The following is an 18,764-nucleotide window of genomic DNA, read 5'->3' on the forward strand; positions in this document are numbered from 1 at the left end:
ATTAAGAAGATATATTGATTTAGACTTCGAATATATCAAAAAACTCTTCGAACTTTTTACCTTTCAATAAATCTTTCTTAATTCTAGCTTCTGCATCTACATATGCTTCGCCAAGTTTTTTATCCCACTCATCATTAAATGTATGGAATTGGCCCACTCTAGGTGTTATTTCACCTAATACTAAACCATCTGTACCTATTAATGTGTCAATCCGTGCAAATGGGGAAGGGATTTTCAAACTTAATGACTGAATGCTTTCCAAGTCCTTTTTATTAAAGCCATTTCCCATATAAAACTTATCTTCGTACTTGCCTAATTGCACTAAGTTCATGTTTTCATCCCAAAAACAGTATTTATGCCAATGTTCAGGGGACTCTTCTTGAACAAATAATACTTTTCCATAGAAGACGTGGAATTTTAAATTAGTTGTTGCAATTTCTGAATCTTTGTTTTCTAATATTAGTTCCTCTATAAACCATTTATCGGCTCTGATTATGTTTTTCTTTAACTTTTCTGTTGCATCATTCAATAGCTCATCCCAACTGTTTAAGTATTTAGCTTCACGTACGGATAGAATTTTATTGTCATTAAATACTAAATACACCCCCAAGGATCCAGTTGATCGAACGGGTTTTATGACAATTGGGGGAGTTAAATTTGGTAATTCCTCAAGCTTATAAACCTTAGAATCTGTCTTTGGTCTCCGGAAACCGACACGATCAGCAAATTTATAAGCATCTATTTTGTTATCCAAACACCATGAGTATTCTTGGTATCCCATTTTTCTTAATTTAGATTTTTCAACCACTATTTCACGAAATGAAAATATATTATCAATATCAGTCTTTGTCCGTTCGTATTTCTTTAAAAATCTATGAGATACATAGTTTTTGTCAATTACCGAATTCATTTTTACTAAGGCTTGTTTTTTATGGTTGTTTAGATATTCACTTCGATCTAATCCCTCATAAATTAGCTTGTATTTTTCATCTAATAATCTTCTAAGTTCTAAAAGGGTATCTACAGTTTGATTAAAGCTTTTTTGATCTTTAATCTGTTTAATCTCAGTAGTACTGTTGATATCTAATAACTCAAGCATCGGTTTAGAAAGCTGAGAATTCCCTTTATTTGAGAAATCAGTTACTTTCAAATAAGCTATACCTTCCTTGGTTTTTCTTATCTTGCTCATAGGGAATTGTTTTTTAAAATCAATAATTTCCTTTTCTTGTAAATAATGAACATTGAAGTTAGTCTTTTTATTATCAGTAATTATTGGATACAGTTTATTATTGACAACCCATTCTCCGTCGGCTTTCTCTTTGAGCTCCATATTAATGACAAAACTGTAGGGAGGAGCTTGCATAGTTTTATATCGTCCAGATGAGTTAAACACAAAGTTTCCAATTGAATAGGCAATCGTTCCTCCGTGATATTGTTCAATATCATTTAACATATGAGTACCATGAGCAAAAACATAATTAGCTCCTGCATCTACGAAAGCTCTACATCTCTTTTGGATTCTTGAATGTTCTGATGCCCATTTGTAATCTAGCCCTTGCCAATGAGGGCATACAATAATGATAGACTCAGGGTCTTTTTCTCTTAAAGCGGAAATCTCTTTGGATAAGCCCTTTTGCGGTAAACTATTTACGCCAGGCTTTTTATCTTCTGCAAAAAAGCCATATTCACGATAACGTTTCCCAGCACGCATCCCATTAAAAACGTAGACATTTTTCTTCCCCTTTTTACCCTTAAGTGAAATCTTAAGTGGGGCGGAGGCCTCTTTTATATTTTTACCAGCTCCAAAAGTATTAATCTTTGCCTTTTTTAAACGTTTTAATGTTTTCAATAATACTTTTTCACCAAAGTCCATCGTATGATTATTTGCTAGACTAACAGCTGACACACCTAAGTCTTCTAAAACTTTTAAGATTCTATCTGGATGATCGTAATTAGGGTATTCCTTTCCTTCTAGTATTTGTTCGGGACTGTCTTCTAAAACTGTTTCTAAGTTTAAAATAAAATAATCACTTTTTTCAACTAAAGGTTTGACACCTTCAAAAAAGGATAAAGGATTACTTTCTAACCGATCAACTAAATCCTCTTTCCCAGGTTTTCTTAAATACCACTCACCTAAACTTGTATCACCTGCAAAAGATATTGTATAAGCTTTTTCGTTACCCATTTGTGAGAACTCCTTTATTATTAGAATGCAATACAATAAATTTGAAGAGAATTGTTATTTTATTATTTTTCTTATTATTTTTTTATGATACTAGTTTTTTCCTCTTTATGAGTTGGAACGGGTATCATTTCACTACTTTTTTGATCATTTAATATGTGCTCAATCATTATATCTGCCTCTTTCATCGGATCAAGCATCTCTTTAAATTTCTTTTTCTGGGACTCATATTTGATAGTAGATTCGACAATTAGTTTAGCTATATTTTGTGATTTCCCATGGTTTGGATAATGGAACTCCAGAATAGATGGATTTACTTTAAGGCCTACGACTGCATAACCGACTTCTTCGGGGTCCTTTGAATGATCACTTGAAATAATATCTACGCCAACTATATCCATACCGATAAATATTCTAGCTGCCTTTTCTGCAATATATTTATATTGGGGATGGGCATAAGGTGTAATATTAAAAGTATCAAATCCACCAGTTGAAGATGGTGTGTATTGTATGACCCCAACACACTCACCGTGGATGATAAGATATCGAGACTTTATTTCGTTATTATATAACCGAGTGATCAAAATCCCTCTTTTTTTCCGACCGCTTCTCATTTGGTGCTGATCATATAACTTTGATAATTCCTCCCAAGCCTTTTCAAATTCAGACTGTGAATAAACCGAGATTTTTTTATTTTGATATTCTAATTGCACCTGCATGTTAAATTTTTCAGCAAAATCAGTAGCTTTCTTCTTGGCATTACTCTTAAATAAGCCCCCATCAATAACAGTCAAGCCATCTTGTTTTAAAAATTTTCTGACCCAAAATTGATTCTTTAATAGCTGTTTAGCAAAGAATGAAAAATTGGAGCTAAGTGAACCATCAAATGCAATGGATTTTCCATCGATAGAGGTAACAAAATACTTTCCGATAAAAGATCCGTGGTATCCGGCTTTTTCAAATTCACTTGCAATCAATTCAGTTTCAGATGGCATGATGTCATTATACTGATTAGGTTTTTCAGCATACTGTAAAGTGGATAAATCCCCGTTCGTTGGTATATTTTCAGCAGAATGATTGATATTTCTTGCTTCATTGATTTGTTGATCGATTTTAATCGTATTTAATATGTGAGTTGCGATTGCTTTAATTACATCTCTGGGATAACCATATAAAGGATATATGTGTCCACCTGTACCGGGACGATTATTCATTTCAATAATCCTGTAATTATCTTTCTGCGGTTCAATTGTATGGTCTAGAGCTAATAAATCAACTCCTGTTATCGTTAAACCGGGAATAGCATTTGCAGCATCTTCTGCTAATTTTTTAAACAAAGGGTGAACACGATCCGTAATATCGATAGTTTCCGATCCAATTCTTGGATTAGCCTTGTGGTCAAGTATAATCTTCGTTCCAGATTTAGGGATACTTGATAGTGTGAATCCTTGATCTTTTATATTTTTATGATAGGTTTCATTTATTTTTAAAAGTCCCTTACTTAAACTTGGATTTTGTTTTCTGAGTTCATTTTTCTGATTAATTAGTTCTTCTATAGTATCTTTACCATTTCCGATGACAAAAGGTTTAGTAAATTCAACAACTGCTATACATTTGTTATCGATGACTAAATACCTTGCTAAAGTTCCATTTTGAAAGTTTTCTTCAACGAGTACTTTATTGTAGCTTGTAGCACTTAAGGCTTCATCCCAAGCTAGATCAAACTCTGAATCAGTTTCAACTCCTATAGTCACCCCTTTTGCTTGGTTTCCCCGCAGGGGCTTTACTACAGAACTGGATAGTTCCTTCGCTAGATTTCTAGCTCGTTCCTTCTCTGTATCTAGAAATACTTGACTTTGCGCAACAGAAATTCCTGCTTTTCTTAAAAAATCTTTCTGTAACAACTTATCATGTGCTATTTGTTTTCCAATATAGCCTAGATCGCTTGAATCTGCCCTAATAAAAAAAGCCCTACTACCAGATATATTAATCATTCTATACAAATCAACTTTATTAACTGGGATATTTATATTTTCAAAATAACCTGTAAATAGATCTATGAGCTTTGTATTATCCATCTCGTAATGATTCATTTTACTCCTATCCAAAAAAATCCCTCCTTTAATTAACGATGCTATTTTTTTAGTTCAAAGAAATAGATTATAATAGGGGAGAGGGGTATTTCCCACATCCTATTGAATCCTCTTTGACTTAATCAATCGTCTATACCATTTACGATTTAATTCTTCCTTTAATTTTTCAATTTCTTGTTTTTGTTTATTTAACATAGTCTTTTGCTTTTTCTGGTTTACTTTCAAAGTATTCTTTTGTCTTTCAATCTTGATGAAGGCTTTTTTGTATATTGAGACTTGGCTTCTTTCCTCATCTAATTGTTGAATCATTTGTGCTTTTTCAGCTTGATGTGTTTTGTTTAGTTTTTTAATTTTTTCATTTGAATCTTTAATCATTTTTTCTGCTAAAACAATATTGTCACTATGTGTGGCGGTTGTGAAACCTATGCTAACTGGGTATTGCCAAACTTCTTCTTCCTCAATGTCAAAGGTATAATTTGAATCTTGGTAGTAAGTCGCAAAAAATGAATTTACTTTTGTTTCGATAGGGTGTGCTAATATCACTTCTATATAGTTTTGGCCTGCATTCTTAGCATAACCAGATAATCCTTCAATTAAAGCATTCCTCCGTATATCCCTACGAAATTGTTGTCTTTTTTCTTCTATTGAAATGAGATAACGTTTTGCAAAGTATGGTTTTGGGATGATACTTTGTAGTACGACTTCTTTAGTTACTACCCCGTCTAGGCTACTTGTTACTTTTCCAAAGTCAAAGTAAAGTCTGGATCGTTCAATGTCTTTTGTTTCTGGAAAGTAAAAGTCAACAATGTCCTTCACAACATCTCTAGGTTTCCCTTCGGTAGGGAAGACGTGTAGACCGATCATTGGTCGGGTATTCACTTCAATAATTGCTTTTTCATTTGTTTCTGGATCAATCATCATATCGATGCCGGCAAGTTCTAGTCCTGGAATGGCTTCGGTTGCCTTTTTACTCATCTCAATGACTGATGGATCGATCTCGTCCATGACATCAATTGGATCACCACCGGTAGAGATATTAGACTTTGATCTTAGGTATAAACGTTTTCCTTCTTCTAAGATATCGTCTAGTTCATATCCAGCTTTTGTTAATTGATTTTGGACTTCTTTATCAATATCGATTGTTTTTTTACTAATGACGGGATTAAACTGTTTGCTTTTATTTTTTTCCCTAATAAGTTTCTTAATTGTATCTTTCCCATTGCCGACAATATTAGCCGGTACACGTTTAACAACACCGACAACTTTATTTCCAACGGTTAAGATCCGATGTTCTTCACCAGGGATAAACTCTTCCAGAATGACCTCATCATATTTTAGTTCTTCTGTTAAATAGGCGAAGACATCAAATAGCATTTGTTCGTCTGTGATATTTGAGAATACGCCTTGCCCTGCATTTTCACTAACTGGTTTCATGACAACAGGATAGGTTAAGGCATTTGCCAACTTTGCTAAGTCATCTAATTCAGTATCTTTAGAAAGTTTTTCTCCTTTAGGAACGCGGATGCCACATTCAGCTAGCCGTTTTTTCGCTTGGTCTTTGTCTTGACAAAGATTATAGGTAGCCTCTGGTAATTGGTATGACAATGATGAATTAAAACGAATGGTTCGTCCATTATGGCTTAGTGCATATCGAACTAATAATTTATTTTCTGGATTATCAATCGTATAATACTTAACATCAATTCCGCGTCGCCAGGCTTCTAAAGAGATAAGGAACATACTCATTCTGTTCCCATATCCCTCAACAGGAGTAGCATGAATTAAGTGATCGAGCCATTGCTCTTTATTAAACATATCGGCGACCTCCATAAAGATTATTTTCTAAGCACTTTCTTGGCAACTTTTCTAAATGGTTCAGTGTATCGCCATGTTCGACGATTAATCAGACGTTCGTATTTTTGCACTGCTTTTGCTCTTTCTCTTTCTAATCGTTCTCTTTCCTTGGCAAGGTTTTTAATTTCTCTAGTCGTTAAGTTATTAATTGATTTGACGCGTTCAAAACCAATCATAAGCGGTTTATTCCATTCATGTTCTTCTACATCTCTGACCTCTGCTCGGTAGGGACCTGAGTAGCAAGCAGCTTTAAATTCATCCAAGCTGTCTTTGTCTGTGCCCATGACACGAATTCGAACTCTGCCATCTTCTAAGTTCTCAACATCACCATGTAAGTCTCGATCTAATGCTTGTCTACGTGTCCATGCTTGAAAACCGACATTTTGGACGATACCGGAAATATACAGCTCCATGCCGTAGAATGGACCGACAGGTGTTTTTACCATCTTAGAGACTTTTGTTTGACGGGTTAAAATTGGTTCGATCACAGCATCAAAGTCAAAGAATAGTGGTGAGCGTTCAATCCCTTTCGTTTCTGGAAAATAAAAATCAATGATCTCGGCTGCAAAGTCTCTAGGAGTACCCTCAACAGGGAACATATGTCCACCTAAACCTGGTCGAGCGTTAACTTCAAGAATCGTTCCCGTATTACGTTCAAGATCAACGATCATATCAACCCCATAGTGTGCTAAGCCGGGAATGGCCTTACCTGCATCAATGACAATTTGTTTAATTTCAGGAGTTAAATCATCAGTTGTATCGATTGAGTCGCCACCTGCTGACAAATTACTTTTGAATCGTAAGAAAACACGTTTTCCCTTTTCAGGAATTGATTTTAGTGTATACCCAGAACGATGAAGCAAATCAACCACTTCACGGTCAACTTTAATCAACCGACTAGTGAGATGGGGATTCGTTCTCCGGATTTCATTTTTTTGGTGAATCAATTGAGCGATCGTGTGTTCACCGTCACCCAATACACTTGCTGGTCGGCGCATCATTGCACCAAGAACTTGATCGTCTAAAACGTAAATACGATATTCGTTCCCTTCAACAAACTTTTCAACAAGAATATCTTTATACCCAAGTTCATTTTGAACATGATCAACTAGATTAAGTAAATCTTCACGGGTTTGAATATTTGCGAAAACACCTTTTCCAGCATTACCATCAGTCGGTTTTAGGACGACTGGATAGCCGATTTGATCAGCATAATTACCGATTTCTTTTTTACTACTATTTTTCGTGAACATTTTCCCTTCGGGGACTGGTACGTTTAGTTTTCTTAGATATTGTTTGGTTAAGTCTTTATCATCACAAATATCAAATGCTTCTTGAGAAACTTTATCACCCATTGAGAGTTGAAAATGATGCTTTTTCTTGCCATTGCTTAATGAATATCTTAATTTTAATTTACTTTTTTCTTCAATCACACTATAGAATTCTAAATCTAGTCCCCTGCGCCAACCTTCTAAAGCGATATTATATGTACTAATTCTTTTTCCTTGTCCGGCTGGTGGAATAGCTCCTTCGTGATGGGGCATCCATCTAAATTCGTTTTCAGTCATGAGTATTTTCCTCCGTTATTTTATTACCACTTGAAAGATAGTCTCCTACCTTTTCGGGCGATTAAATGTTAAATTTTGTAATAGGTAAAGGTACCTAAAGCAAACTTTTACTAATCACATTTTACTGTTAATTAGAATGTCCGTCAATTTGCTATCTATATGTTAGGTTTTCTTCAAAAAAACAGTCCTGAACTAAGCTTCAGGACTGTTTTAATATCTAAATTTTAATTCAGCACCATTGATATTCTTAGTAAGGTAAATTTTTTAAAATTAAGATAAGTGAGTTCCTTACTCCCAATTGTTTTCTGTTGTTCCATTTATCTCTGGTGATTCAGTTGTTTCGGGTGTTTCTGTTACCCCTGGTGTTTCATCTGTTGTCGTTGAGCCATCTGTTGTGGTTGACTCATCTTCATTTAAATCAAATGTTAATTCGCTTTCGTCGATTAAGCCTAAGTGATGTTGCAAAATTTGTTTTGTTTTTGCTAAACTTTCTTCATCGAGTTGATAATAGTAATAATCTGTCCAGAGATCAGTTCCTTCTAAGTTAAGCATTTCAAGTTCAAGTTTGCCTGAAATACCATATGAGATGAATGCCATCATATCGTTAAATAACAGATTCGTCTTCATATTATCTCCGACAGCTTCAATGACATTATCTAGTTTATTAATTGAACCTAAGGATACAGCTTTATTTAGAATGGCTTCCATTACTTGTTGCTGACGTTTCCCACGTTCGATATCATTGTCTAACTTTCTTGTTCGAACAATGGCTAGAGCTTCTTCACCATCAATCTGTTGAACACCTGGGTATAAGTGAATCGCATCTCTTTTATCATCAGAATTTGATTCGGTAAATTCGTAAGGAACATCGAATTCAATCCCACCAAGTGCATCGATAACATCTACAAAAGCATTAAAATTAAGTCGTACCCAATAGTCAACTGGAACATCAAAAGTATGTTCTACGGCGCCAATTGTGGCAAGCGGTCCACCCAAAGCATGGGCGTGAGTGATCTTGTCATTATAGCCAACCTTTGGGATATATACTAATGAGTCACGTGGAATACTTAATAATTTTACACTATTTTCATCTTTGTTTAAGGTTGCTAAGATCAGTGCATCTGATCTAAATGAGTCCCCTGAATTGACACGGTGTTCACTTTCATCTACTCCAATAAATAGGACGGATACATGATCTACACCGGGATCAACATTGTATTCTCTTAGTTCTGAATGCTCACGACCATCATCCTCATAGGACTCATCCACTGTATTCTGTGCTTTATTAATTAAATTAAATGCATAAACAGAGGTTGCGGTTATCAATAGTAATAATGGTACAAATATTAAAAATAATAACTTCCTATTTCTTCGTTTCTTTCTAATTCGACGTTTAACTTTTCGTGATTTATATTGACTGTCTTTTTTCATACCTAATCCCCTTAAAATAAGTAAATGAATTACGCTATCAATCATTGTACTATTTAATACCCAAAAGGTAAATTGCTTTTTTGTAAAAGTCATGCTTGTAACAATAATTTAATGAACTTAATCGACTTATCGATTAGTCGTCTAGCTACCGAAAAAGTGACAAGATATGCTAAAAATCGTTCAAATGGACTACTTTATCTTATGATCTTTGTCAGATTAAGGCAAGCTAAACATCCACTGTAATCATCAAAAAAAATTTTTTTACTGGTAGTTGATCTCTTTACATAATCGGTTGGTTATCCTTGTAAGACTAAATGGGTCCTTACAGATAAACAATGCAGGATAGATAGAGATTATGAAGGAAATCTAACAATTGTCAAGTAGTAAAGTCATTCATTCAAAAGTAGGTGTCTGCTTGTTAGATAAAGTCAGTTTAAATTTTCTGTTTAACCAGTCTTATTCGGAGATGGATCGACCGCACAAGGCATCATGCCGTTTGAATCTTTCCCAAAAAATTTAGCACAGCATTGAATGAATCAAGCAAACAACAAGCGACAGTTGTAAATGAGCGGAATGCGGATAAGTAAATTCCTCTATAATAGATAGTTTCCCCGAACAGCTTGTGGATATTAATTAATCCAAGCAATAATAGGAAAAGGGAAAAAGTAACATAACATTTTTTAGTAATAAAAAAGAAATAAATGAAATCAATTCACTAGAGCTTAGTGGTGAAAAAGGAATCGAAGAAATAAAAAGGGTTGATTAGAGGACTTCTTGGAATAGAAAAAGGATCGGTATCCCTGGATGAATACCGATCCTGTCATATAAGCACTGCTTAGGATTAAAGTGATTATCCTAATTTTTCAAGCTAGAAAAAAATAACTTAAGTTATCTTCTCTCAATATGGCGAACTTGTGACAGTGACTGTGCTTCTATTTACCAAAAGAAGCTGTTGAAAAGTTCACCTATGAAGGCATCACCTAATAAAAGGATGATAAGAAGGATTGCAGCGTTATTAATGATGATTACATAAATGAAATCAAGTCCACCTTTTTTATAGTGTGTTTCTTTAATTGAGATCATTGTTCCGATGTTTACCAAGCTTATCATGATTAACCCGATAGAGAAGAGTATGGTACTAATGAAATAAGCATTAAAGGCAAGCAGGATAATCGATAAGAGCACTAAACAAGCTGGGATATTTAGCAAGGTTGCAAAGCGAGTGAAAATTAATGAAATATCAATCTCTACCTTCATTAGCTGGACACAAGCAAAGATGATCCCAACGAGGGCCGCAAGAACAATGAGATAAATAAAAAATGGAATAATGACGGTATCAAAAAAAGATGGTTCATATAAGAATCTAGGCACTTTTAATGAAGAAAAATAGATCATTAATGGTGTAAGTAAAGAAAAAATAATAACTGTGATCAAACTATTAATAAGATCAGTTCGATTATTTGTCACTTGTTTAGAAGCTTCAAAAGGTGATTTTAAAGCATTTAATACATATGACCAATAGTTTTTACTAATTTCCTTTGTCTTTTCAACAAATTCATTTGGTTCAGTGGGCTGTGGTTTTTCTTCAATTTGATTGCTTGGTTCTTGTTCAAATTGCTCATTTTCTTCTACTTGATTAGCTGGTTGTTGAGTAAGTTGCTCGTTTGTTTCAACTAGATTTGCCTGGTCTTGATCGACTTGCTCACTCGCACCAAGGGGTGGAATATTGCTTTCTTCAACTTTTGGATCAAGCTTTGCACCACAGTTCGTACAGAATTTTGAATCTGGATTGTTTACTGTTTGACATTTTGGGCAATACATTGTTATCCATCTCCTTTATAAAAAAGTTTCTCTTAGGGTATAAGTGTATAAGAGTAGGCGGTAAATTTAAAGGGAATTCGTGAAAAATTTAAATATTTAGAAAAAATAAAAGATTTTAGAGTGCTTTGTATTCAATACAATGTTACTATATGATAGTAGAGTAAATTAGAACAAGTTTGTGACCAGCTTTTTTGTAAAATGGGTCAATTATTGCTTTGAGGTATCCGATATAAGTAAATAGGACTTACTTAATGATAACAAGAGAGGGGGAGAAAGCCAACTAGACGAACAGATAAAGAACATAGTTTGTTCCAAACAAGAACATAAGTCTTTTATCGCAACATAATGCGTTCGCGAGATTATCTCCCATTTTACTACACAGTTCGACAAAAGGCTGTGCTATAATATTTTCAATATAATGAACTATTGATTTTTACTGAAATAGTTCCACATAACTATTGGAGGACAACATATTATGGATGAAACGATCACGATTACAGAGATTGCTCAAATTATTAGAAAGCGATTAGGTTTGATTTTGGGTCTTACATTTGGAGCGGCTCTTATTAGTGGGCTGTTTACCTTATTTTTTATCACACCTACTTACCAGGCTGATTCACAGTTTTTAGTAAATCAGAATCAAAGCCAAGTCGATTCAACAGCTGAATTAAATGACATTCGCACGAATATAGAACTTATTAATACTTATAGCGTAATTATCAAAAGTAACCGTGTTTTAGATGAAGTCATTGATGAGCTTAATTTAGCGATGACATCAGGAACTCTAAGTGAAAAGCTATCAGTTTCCAATGAAAATAATTCACAGGTTGTCACTGTATCGGCCACGGATTCTGATCCAGAAATGGCAGTAGAGATTGCCAACACAACCGTCAATGTTTTTAAAAATCAAATTGGTGAATTAATGAATAAAGATAATGTTAATATTTTAAATGCTGCTGAATTACCGGATGATCCAACACCAGTCAGCCCTAACACGCTATTAAATGTCGCAATCGCATTTGTTCTTGGTGCAATGGTTGGTATCGGACTTGCCTTCTTATTAGAATTCATAGATACAAGCATAAAAACAGAAGCGGATATTGACCATACATTAGGCATACCAGTGATTGGTATTGTTTCGAAAATTAGTGAAAAGGATTTATTGAACACCCAAAATCCATCAATGGTACGAATAAATAGAGGAGGGGCAAGGTACGATGATCAAGCGAAAAAGACCAGTTAATCAATCAACCAGACAGTTGATTACCAAGTTAAATCCACGTTCTCCAATTTCCGAACAGTTTCGGACGATCCGGACCAATTTACAATTTGCCTCGATTGATGAAAAACTAGAAACGATACTCGTCACATCGCCAGGGCCATCTGAAGGGAAATCATCAATTATAGCTAATCTAGCAATTGTCTTTGCTCAACAAGGTAAACGTGTCTTACTCATTGATGCGGATATGCGAAAACCAACCGTTCATTATACTTTTAAAGTAGATAATCGTCGGGGATTAAGCAGTGTACTCGTTGGGGAAGATGCCTTAGAAGAAGCCTTACAGCAATCTGATATTACAAATTTAGATCTTTTATCATCTGGACCGATTCCACCGAATCCATCCGAATTATTAGGTTCAAAGAAAATGCGACAACTGATTGAGAAAGCCAAGAACATTTATGACCTTGTTATATTTGATTCACCGCCAGTACTCGCAGTAACAGACGCACAAATTCTCGCTAATGATGTTGATGGCACCTTACTCGTCGTTCGCAGTAAGCAAACCGATCAAGACGCCGCATTAAAAGCAAAGGATCATCTTGAGTCTGTGAATGCTAAACTATTAGGTGTTGTCTTGAACGATGTTGAATCAAAGAAAGACCAATATTATTATTACGGACAATAAACTTGTGCTCTCTTGCGCAAGTTTTTATTTTACCCAAGATTAACTGACCGTAAGATTTTAATATATTTATTAAGAAAAATGATTGGATGTTAAGTTTGGAAATGAAATCCGTGATTGTTAATGGATGTTTACATAGGCGATGAAGAATAATCCTGCTAAATGAGGATGCTCTTTATTGGATGAAGTATTTTTTAATAGACAGACGCTTCTTTAAAAAAATATTTTTGCTATTGTGTTCTGATAAATCAGCTAGCTTGTCAAACTTGCAACTTTTCCCTCTAATCGCATATCAGCTGAGTTTTGCACTTTAATTAAGATAAAAGCAGTCTTAACTCATTGATCATCCTGTATTTAAGGTAGCTTCCTTTTTACGTGAAAATGATGACCTTTAGTTATCTATTACTCACAAATTTACTTTATAAAATAACGAAAAGATTTTATTCATTGAGCCCTAAGGGGTTAAAGCTTCTAAGGTAAATAATAAGTGCAAAACTAGGGATTGAAAAATAGAAAATAAAATTTGTGAGCTAGTGACCCATTGGTTTTATTTTGCTTTAGTCTTTCTCATCTTAACTACGAGACCTTAGCCTTGAACCCCAAAATTTTCTTCTCTCATTTTACCCACTATATAAACTTACATAATCTTTACATTCTGTTCATACTGGCTTAGCATTCGTCTAATATACTTGGTTTTGAGAGTAGGCAAATCTCTCATGAAGAATGATCAGAGCTTTTAAAAAATAAGGTAAGGAGAAGAAAAAATGGGAAAAGTACACAAAAGGTATTGTTTAATGCGTATGATTCTGATTTTATTATTTGCCTTTACTTTACTCGGTTGTCAGCAAAATACATCAGGTGAGTCACTAGATGAAGAGGATTCGGTGTTGGAAGAACCCCCTTCAGGAACAGAGGCTGAAGAATCTGAAGTTGAAGAAGAAGAGGGCAAACTTTTGGCTGATAAGCCAGAAGTTACTGAAATTAAAGAAAATAATGAGCCAAACCGTATGATTACAACATTCAATGGAGATACACAAACACAAATGGCGTTTAACTGGTATACGACAGAATTATTTGATGATGCAAAAGTTTGGATTAGTACATCTGAAGATTTAAGTGATGCAAGCATTTTTGATGCAGAAGCTACAGAGGTGACTAATCGATATGCTGAAAGAACAGATGAGGGCTATTTTATCTTTGCTGATGTAGAAATGGACGATGAGGAAAATCCAATTAAAGATGAAAATGGGGACCTAATGATCAACGGATTTTATACGGATGAAGGGAAAGAAGGTTCTGATTGGACAAATGGTTCTGAAGTTGGTTACCTTGAACTGATCGATGTGACAGAATACTCATATAAAGCGCTAGCAACTGATTTAGAGCCAGATACGAAATATTATTACCAGGTTGGAAGTGAATCTGGAGAGAAAAGTAAAGTGGGCACATTTGAAACAGCTGGCGAATCAGGGGATGAATTTACTTTCATTCATTACACTGATACACAAAATGCTTTTTGGAATGAACATGTGCGAAACGAAGCATCCTTCGGTGCGGATACGATTAAACAAGCACTCGATATGACTGAAGATGTGAAATTTGTATTACATACGGGTGATTTAGTCGAAATTGCGGAAGTGGAGGATGAATGGGTGGATATTTATTCACAATCTGAGGAATCCTGGTTAAAACAACCTCTAGTTGTAGCACCAGGGAACCATGATGAATATACTTTATACGCGGACTCTTTAGTTGAAGAGAAATTTAATGAGCATATCAATGTACCTGTAACAAATGATAATACGAGTGGCGGTTCATACTACTCTTTTGATTATAATGGTGTCCATTTTGTAGTTGCTAATACGAATGATAATAAAGTGTCAGAAGACAATCCTGAGGGAAAAGCTATGGGAGATGAGCAACTAGCTTGGATTGAAGAAGATATTAAACAAGCGCGTGAGAATGGTGCAAAATGGATTATTTTATCTTACCACAAACCGCTATTTTCTAAATCCTATCACTCCTTGCAAGATGAGGATGTTCAAAAAGTAAGAGAAGAATTTATGCAAATGATTGATGAATTAGATGTTGATTTAGCTTTACAAGGACACGATCATGTTATTTCTAGAACGAAGGCACTAAGCTTTGTATCTACCGAAGAAAATTTTTCTAATGCTGTGATTGATCAAGCGGAAGTTGTTGTGGGCGAAGATGATGTAGAATATTATAAGAACCCTGAAGGAACTGTGTTTGTTTTACCGAATACAGGCGGTACAAAAGCATATAATGATATTTTTAGTCATTCTTTAGACTATATTCACAAAGTGAGACCTAAATTAGATTGGTTGACACAAGAAGATGTTGATTATTACAATAACCTCTTTGCTTTCGGTGAACAACCACAAAAGGATGAGGCTTTTGAAGAGTCACATTCTAATCACCGTGATTCGGCAGTACAAAACTTTGCCATTTATCATGTAGATGGAGACGAACTTAAGGTAGAAATTTACCAAGTGACTGGTGAACTACTTGAGGGTGAGGATCGTATAGTCGAGAAAGTGCATGAATTCGGTATTGTTAAAGAGTAAATGTATGAAGTATGAGTAAAACAGATAGACCCCTGATTATTGTCAGGGGTTTTTTGTAATATTGTCAAGCTATATCATTCTATAGTTGTGGGGGATTTTCGAAACTGATTTTGGCTTTTTATATTTAATTTAATCAAATTGATGTAGAGTTATAACAAATGAGTCAGTCTGTCAAACTTGCATCTTTTCCTCTAATCGCTTATAATGACAAATAATGAAAAAAGCATATAATTTAAGCCTACAGGGGGAGCTGAGTTGAGTCGGCTGAGAAAGAACACAAATTGTTCTGACCCCATGAACCTGTTAGTTAGTACTAGCGTAGGGATGGTGGCTTTTTTGATGGTCTTATAGCGAAACAAAAGCAATGTGAGCGGGTCCTCCATCAGGAAGCATCCCCTTGGCATTGCTTTTTTTGTCGCTTATTTTTATAAATAGCCATTCAAAAAGATTAGATTCCTTTATCCTAGCTTAACTGATTGTAAGGTTGTGACTTCAACAATTTAAGTAAAACCAGCGAATGATAAAGGGGAATTCATCTCTTACTCAATAGATAAGGAGAAACTCTTATTGAGTGAGGTTTGCTCTATAGATTGGATAGATATAGGTTACTTATCTGAGCATTTTTCTTTTTGAAGGAAAATTACAAGGGGGAATTTTTCATGCAATCAAAACGTACACTATTCTTAATTGAAGTGGCCATTTTTACCGCACTTGCTCTTATTTTAGATATCACACCGTTTTTATCATTTAAAATCTGGCCACAAGGTGGGTCAATATCTTTTGCAATGATCCCAATCTTCATCGTAGCTTATCGCTGGGGACTAAAAGGCGGATTATTGTCAGGTTTTCTTTTGGGTATTCTTCAAATTGCAAGTGGAACAGCTTGGATTGCCCATCCGATTCAAGGAATTCTTGACTATCCAGTTGCATTTACTGTACTTGGTATTGCTGGCCTTTTTGCACCTGCGGCTCAAAATGCATTAAAACAAGAAAACACAAAGCGTTTTGTCGGAATGGTAACATTAGGTGTCCTGTTAGGAATTACGCTTCGATTTATTGCTCATTTTATTGCTGGAGTCGTTTTCTTTGAATCCTTGATTGATGGAATGAACATTTGGCTTTACTCACTCGTCTACAACAGTTCATATTTGATTCCTTCATTTTTTATTAATGTTCTGGTAGTGAGTTTCTTATTTAATAAACGTCCATCTCTGATCGTAACAAGTAAATAAACTAGTAAAAACCCGCTCACATTAGATTGGAAATCCGTTCAATAGGTCATGAACGGATTTTTTATGTTTTTCAGTTACGACAATTTAAAGATCAATGTTGAAAACGTGAATAATTTATGGATTGTTTATCGCTGAAAATCAATCACCAAACTAATCGATAAGCTATTTTACTATTGATTGCGCTTACAATATCAGTTTAATTACAATTAGACTAGTTATATTTACTCTACTTTTACCAATAAATATCTCAACCATCGAGATAAAAAAAACAATTTGATCAGGAAAGGGAATTGGTAAAACATCATAATAATGGTTTCAATCATATAAATTAACTGGTATACTAATAATGTTGAAATATGAGTCAAAAGGAGGGTGTTCCGATATGATTGACATACATTGTCATATTTTACCTAATATTGACGATGGAGCAAGACATATGCAGGAGAGTATTGCCATGGCAAAAGCTGCCGTTTCACAAGGTATCCATACAATAATCGCAACACCTCATCATAAGAATGGAAAATACAATAATCCGAAACAATCGGTTCTTGCAGACCTGTTCATATTAAATGATCGAATTCAACAAGAAGATATCCCACTGACAATATTACCAGGACAAGAAATTCGAATTCATGGTGAACTTATTGAAGGCATTGAAAAAGATGACATTTTAATGCTTAATGAAACAAGTCGTTACCTATTTATTGAATTACCAACAAATCATATCCCACATTACACTGAACAATTATTATTTGAAATTCAGATGAAGGATTTAATTCCAATCATCGTTCATCCAGAAAGAAATAAAGTTCTACTCGAACAACCAGCACGATTATATGAATTTGTTAGAAATGGTGCCTTAACACAAATAACGGGTGCTAGTTTAGTTGGAAAATTTGGGTTCAAGACTAAGAGATTCACCCAGGAGCTTATTGAGAATAATCTCACGCATTTCATTGCTTCTGATGCCCACCATACGAAATCAAGGGATTTTCAGATGCTTGAAGCAAGCCAAGAAATAAGACGTCTATATGGGCAAGAAATCTTCTATTTGTTAATGGAGAATGCCCAATTGCTAGTTGATGATCAAACGATTTATGTTAGTGAACCCCAACGCATTAAACGAAGAAAATTTTTTAGAATTTTTTAATATTTTTAATCTTAAGACAAATTAAATAGTAAGAGGGAAAAGGAGCTAATCATTTTATGGTAAAAGTAAAAAAGGCAATTATTCCAGCAGCAGGTTTAGGGACGCGTTTTTTACCCGTGACTAAAGCTATGCCTAAAGAAATGCTGCCAATTGTTGATAAACCAACGATTCAATATATTGTTGAAGAAGCTGTTGCTTCGGGTATTGAAGACATCATCATTGTTACAGGTAAAGGAAAGCGTGCGATTGAAGACCATTTTGATTTTGCACCAGAACTTGAACATAATTTAAAAGAAAAGAATAAACTTGATTTACTACATAAGGTGGAACAATCGAATAATCTAGCGGATATTCACTATATTCGCCAAAAAGAACCAAAAGGACTTGGACACGCAGTTTGGTGTGCCCGCAAATTCATTGGTGATGAACCATTTGCTGTTCTTTTAGGTGATGATATTGTTCAAAGTGATGTCCCATGTTTGAAACAATTGATCAATATGTATGAGGAAAAGGAATCGTCCATTATCGGTGTTCAACAAGTACCTGAACAATACACTGAAAGATATGGAATAGTGGATCCTGGTGAAAAGCTCAATGGAAGACTTTATCAAGTCGATCATTTTGTTGAGAAACCACCTCTTGGGACAGCACCTTCAAACTTAGCGATCATGGGTCGTTATGTTTTTACACCTGAGATTTTTAGATTTCTAGATCAACACAAAATTGGTGCAGGGGGGGAGATTCAGTTAACAGATGCTATTCAAATGTTAAATGAGATCCAAAAGGTTTATGCTTATGACTTTGAAGGTCATCGCTATGATGTCGGAGAACAACTTGGCTTTGTTCAAACAACGATTGAATTTGCTTTACAAAATAAAGAAATTGGTCCAGATGTGAAAAAAATGCTGATTGATTTAGTCAATCAGTTTTAAATAAATAGT

General features: G+C 34.7%; 12 protein-coding genes and 1 riboswitch. Of the genes, 6 read left to right on the plus strand and 6 right to left on the minus strand.

What is annotated here, in order from left to right:
• Nucleotides 1-19 precede the first annotated feature (19 nt).
• The 6 genes from KQI76_RS04300 to KQI76_RS04325 form a co-directional block, all read right to left on the minus strand.
• Complete coding sequence (locus tag KQI76_RS04300) at nt 20-2,185, minus strand: CapA family protein (protein ID WP_216399080.1); 2,166 nt, start codon at nt 2,183-2,185, stop codon at nt 20-22.
• A gap of 74 nt (nt 2,186-2,259) precedes the next feature.
• Nucleotides 2,260-4,290 carry a hypothetical protein gene (locus tag KQI76_RS04305; RefSeq protein WP_216399081.1) on the minus strand — a complete coding sequence of 677 codons (2,031 nt, stop codon included), beginning with the start codon at nt 4,288-4,290 and terminating at the stop codon, nt 2,260-2,262.
• Between the two features lie 84 nt (nt 4,291-4,374).
• Nucleotides 4,375-6,090, minus strand: coding sequence for an ATP-grasp domain-containing protein (locus KQI76_RS04310; RefSeq protein WP_216399082.1), 1,716 nt, complete (start codon nt 6,088-6,090; stop codon nt 4,375-4,377).
• A 20-nt stretch (nt 6,091-6,110) separates the two neighbouring features.
• On the minus strand, nt 6,111-7,697 hold the full coding sequence (locus tag KQI76_RS04315) for an acylphosphatase (RefSeq protein ID WP_216399083.1): 1,587 nt from the start codon (nt 7,695-7,697) through the stop codon (nt 6,111-6,113).
• 288 nt (nt 7,698-7,985) lie between these two features.
• Entirely contained in the window at nt 7,986-9,128 is a 1,143-nt protein-coding gene (locus tag KQI76_RS04320) for an LCP family protein (protein ID WP_216399084.1), read from the minus strand.
• A 936-nt stretch (nt 9,129-10,064) separates the two neighbouring features.
• Nucleotides 10,065-10,949: a zinc ribbon domain-containing protein gene (locus KQI76_RS04325; protein ID WP_216399085.1), complete on the minus strand. Its 885-nt coding sequence runs from the start codon at nt 10,947-10,949 to the stop codon at nt 10,065-10,067.
• A 475-nt stretch (nt 10,950-11,424) separates the two neighbouring features.
• On the opposite strand from KQI76_RS04325, the gene KQI76_RS04330 reads away from it, so the two are divergent.
• The 6 genes from KQI76_RS04330 to galU all read left to right on the plus strand — a co-directional run bounded on the left by KQI76_RS04330 (nt 11,425) and on the right by galU (nt 18,755).
• Nucleotides 11,425-12,192: a YveK family protein gene (locus KQI76_RS04330; protein ID WP_216399086.1), complete on the plus strand. Its 768-nt coding sequence runs from the start codon at nt 11,425-11,427 to the stop codon at nt 12,190-12,192.
• Nucleotides 12,167-12,856, plus strand: coding sequence for a CpsD/CapB family tyrosine-protein kinase (locus KQI76_RS04335; protein ID WP_216399087.1), 690 nt, complete (start codon nt 12,167-12,169; stop codon nt 12,854-12,856). Before KQI76_RS04330 ends, KQI76_RS04335 begins: the two co-directional genes overlap by 26 nt.
• Before the next feature lie 761 nt (nt 12,857-13,617).
• Entirely contained in the window at nt 13,618-15,441 is a 1,824-nt protein-coding gene (locus KQI76_RS04340; RefSeq protein WP_253288800.1) for a purple acid phosphatase family protein, read from the plus strand.
• Between the two features lie 233 nt (nt 15,442-15,674).
• Nucleotides 15,675-15,783: riboswitch (TPP riboswitch) on the plus strand.
• 317 nt (nt 15,784-16,100) lie between these two features.
• Nucleotides 16,101-16,673, plus strand: a complete 573-nt coding sequence (gene thiT, locus KQI76_RS04345) for an energy-coupled thiamine transporter ThiT (protein WP_216399088.1) — start codon at nt 16,101-16,103, stop codon at nt 16,671-16,673.
• A gap of 382 nt (nt 16,674-17,055) precedes the next feature.
• Nucleotides 17,056-17,823 carry a tyrosine-protein phosphatase gene (locus KQI76_RS04350; protein ID WP_216399089.1) on the plus strand — a complete coding sequence of 256 codons (768 nt, stop codon included), beginning with the start codon at nt 17,056-17,058 and terminating at the stop codon, nt 17,821-17,823.
• Nucleotides 17,824-17,879: 56 nt separating this feature from the next.
• Complete coding sequence (gene galU / locus KQI76_RS04355) at nt 17,880-18,755, plus strand: UTP--glucose-1-phosphate uridylyltransferase GalU (protein ID WP_216399090.1); 876 nt, start codon at nt 17,880-17,882, stop codon at nt 18,753-18,755.
• Nucleotides 18,756-18,764 lie beyond the last annotated feature (9 nt).

The organism is Amphibacillus sp. MSJ-3 (genome assembly GCF_018919165.1).
Lineage (GTDB): Bacteria > Bacillota > Bacilli > Bacillales > Amphibacillaceae > Amphibacillus.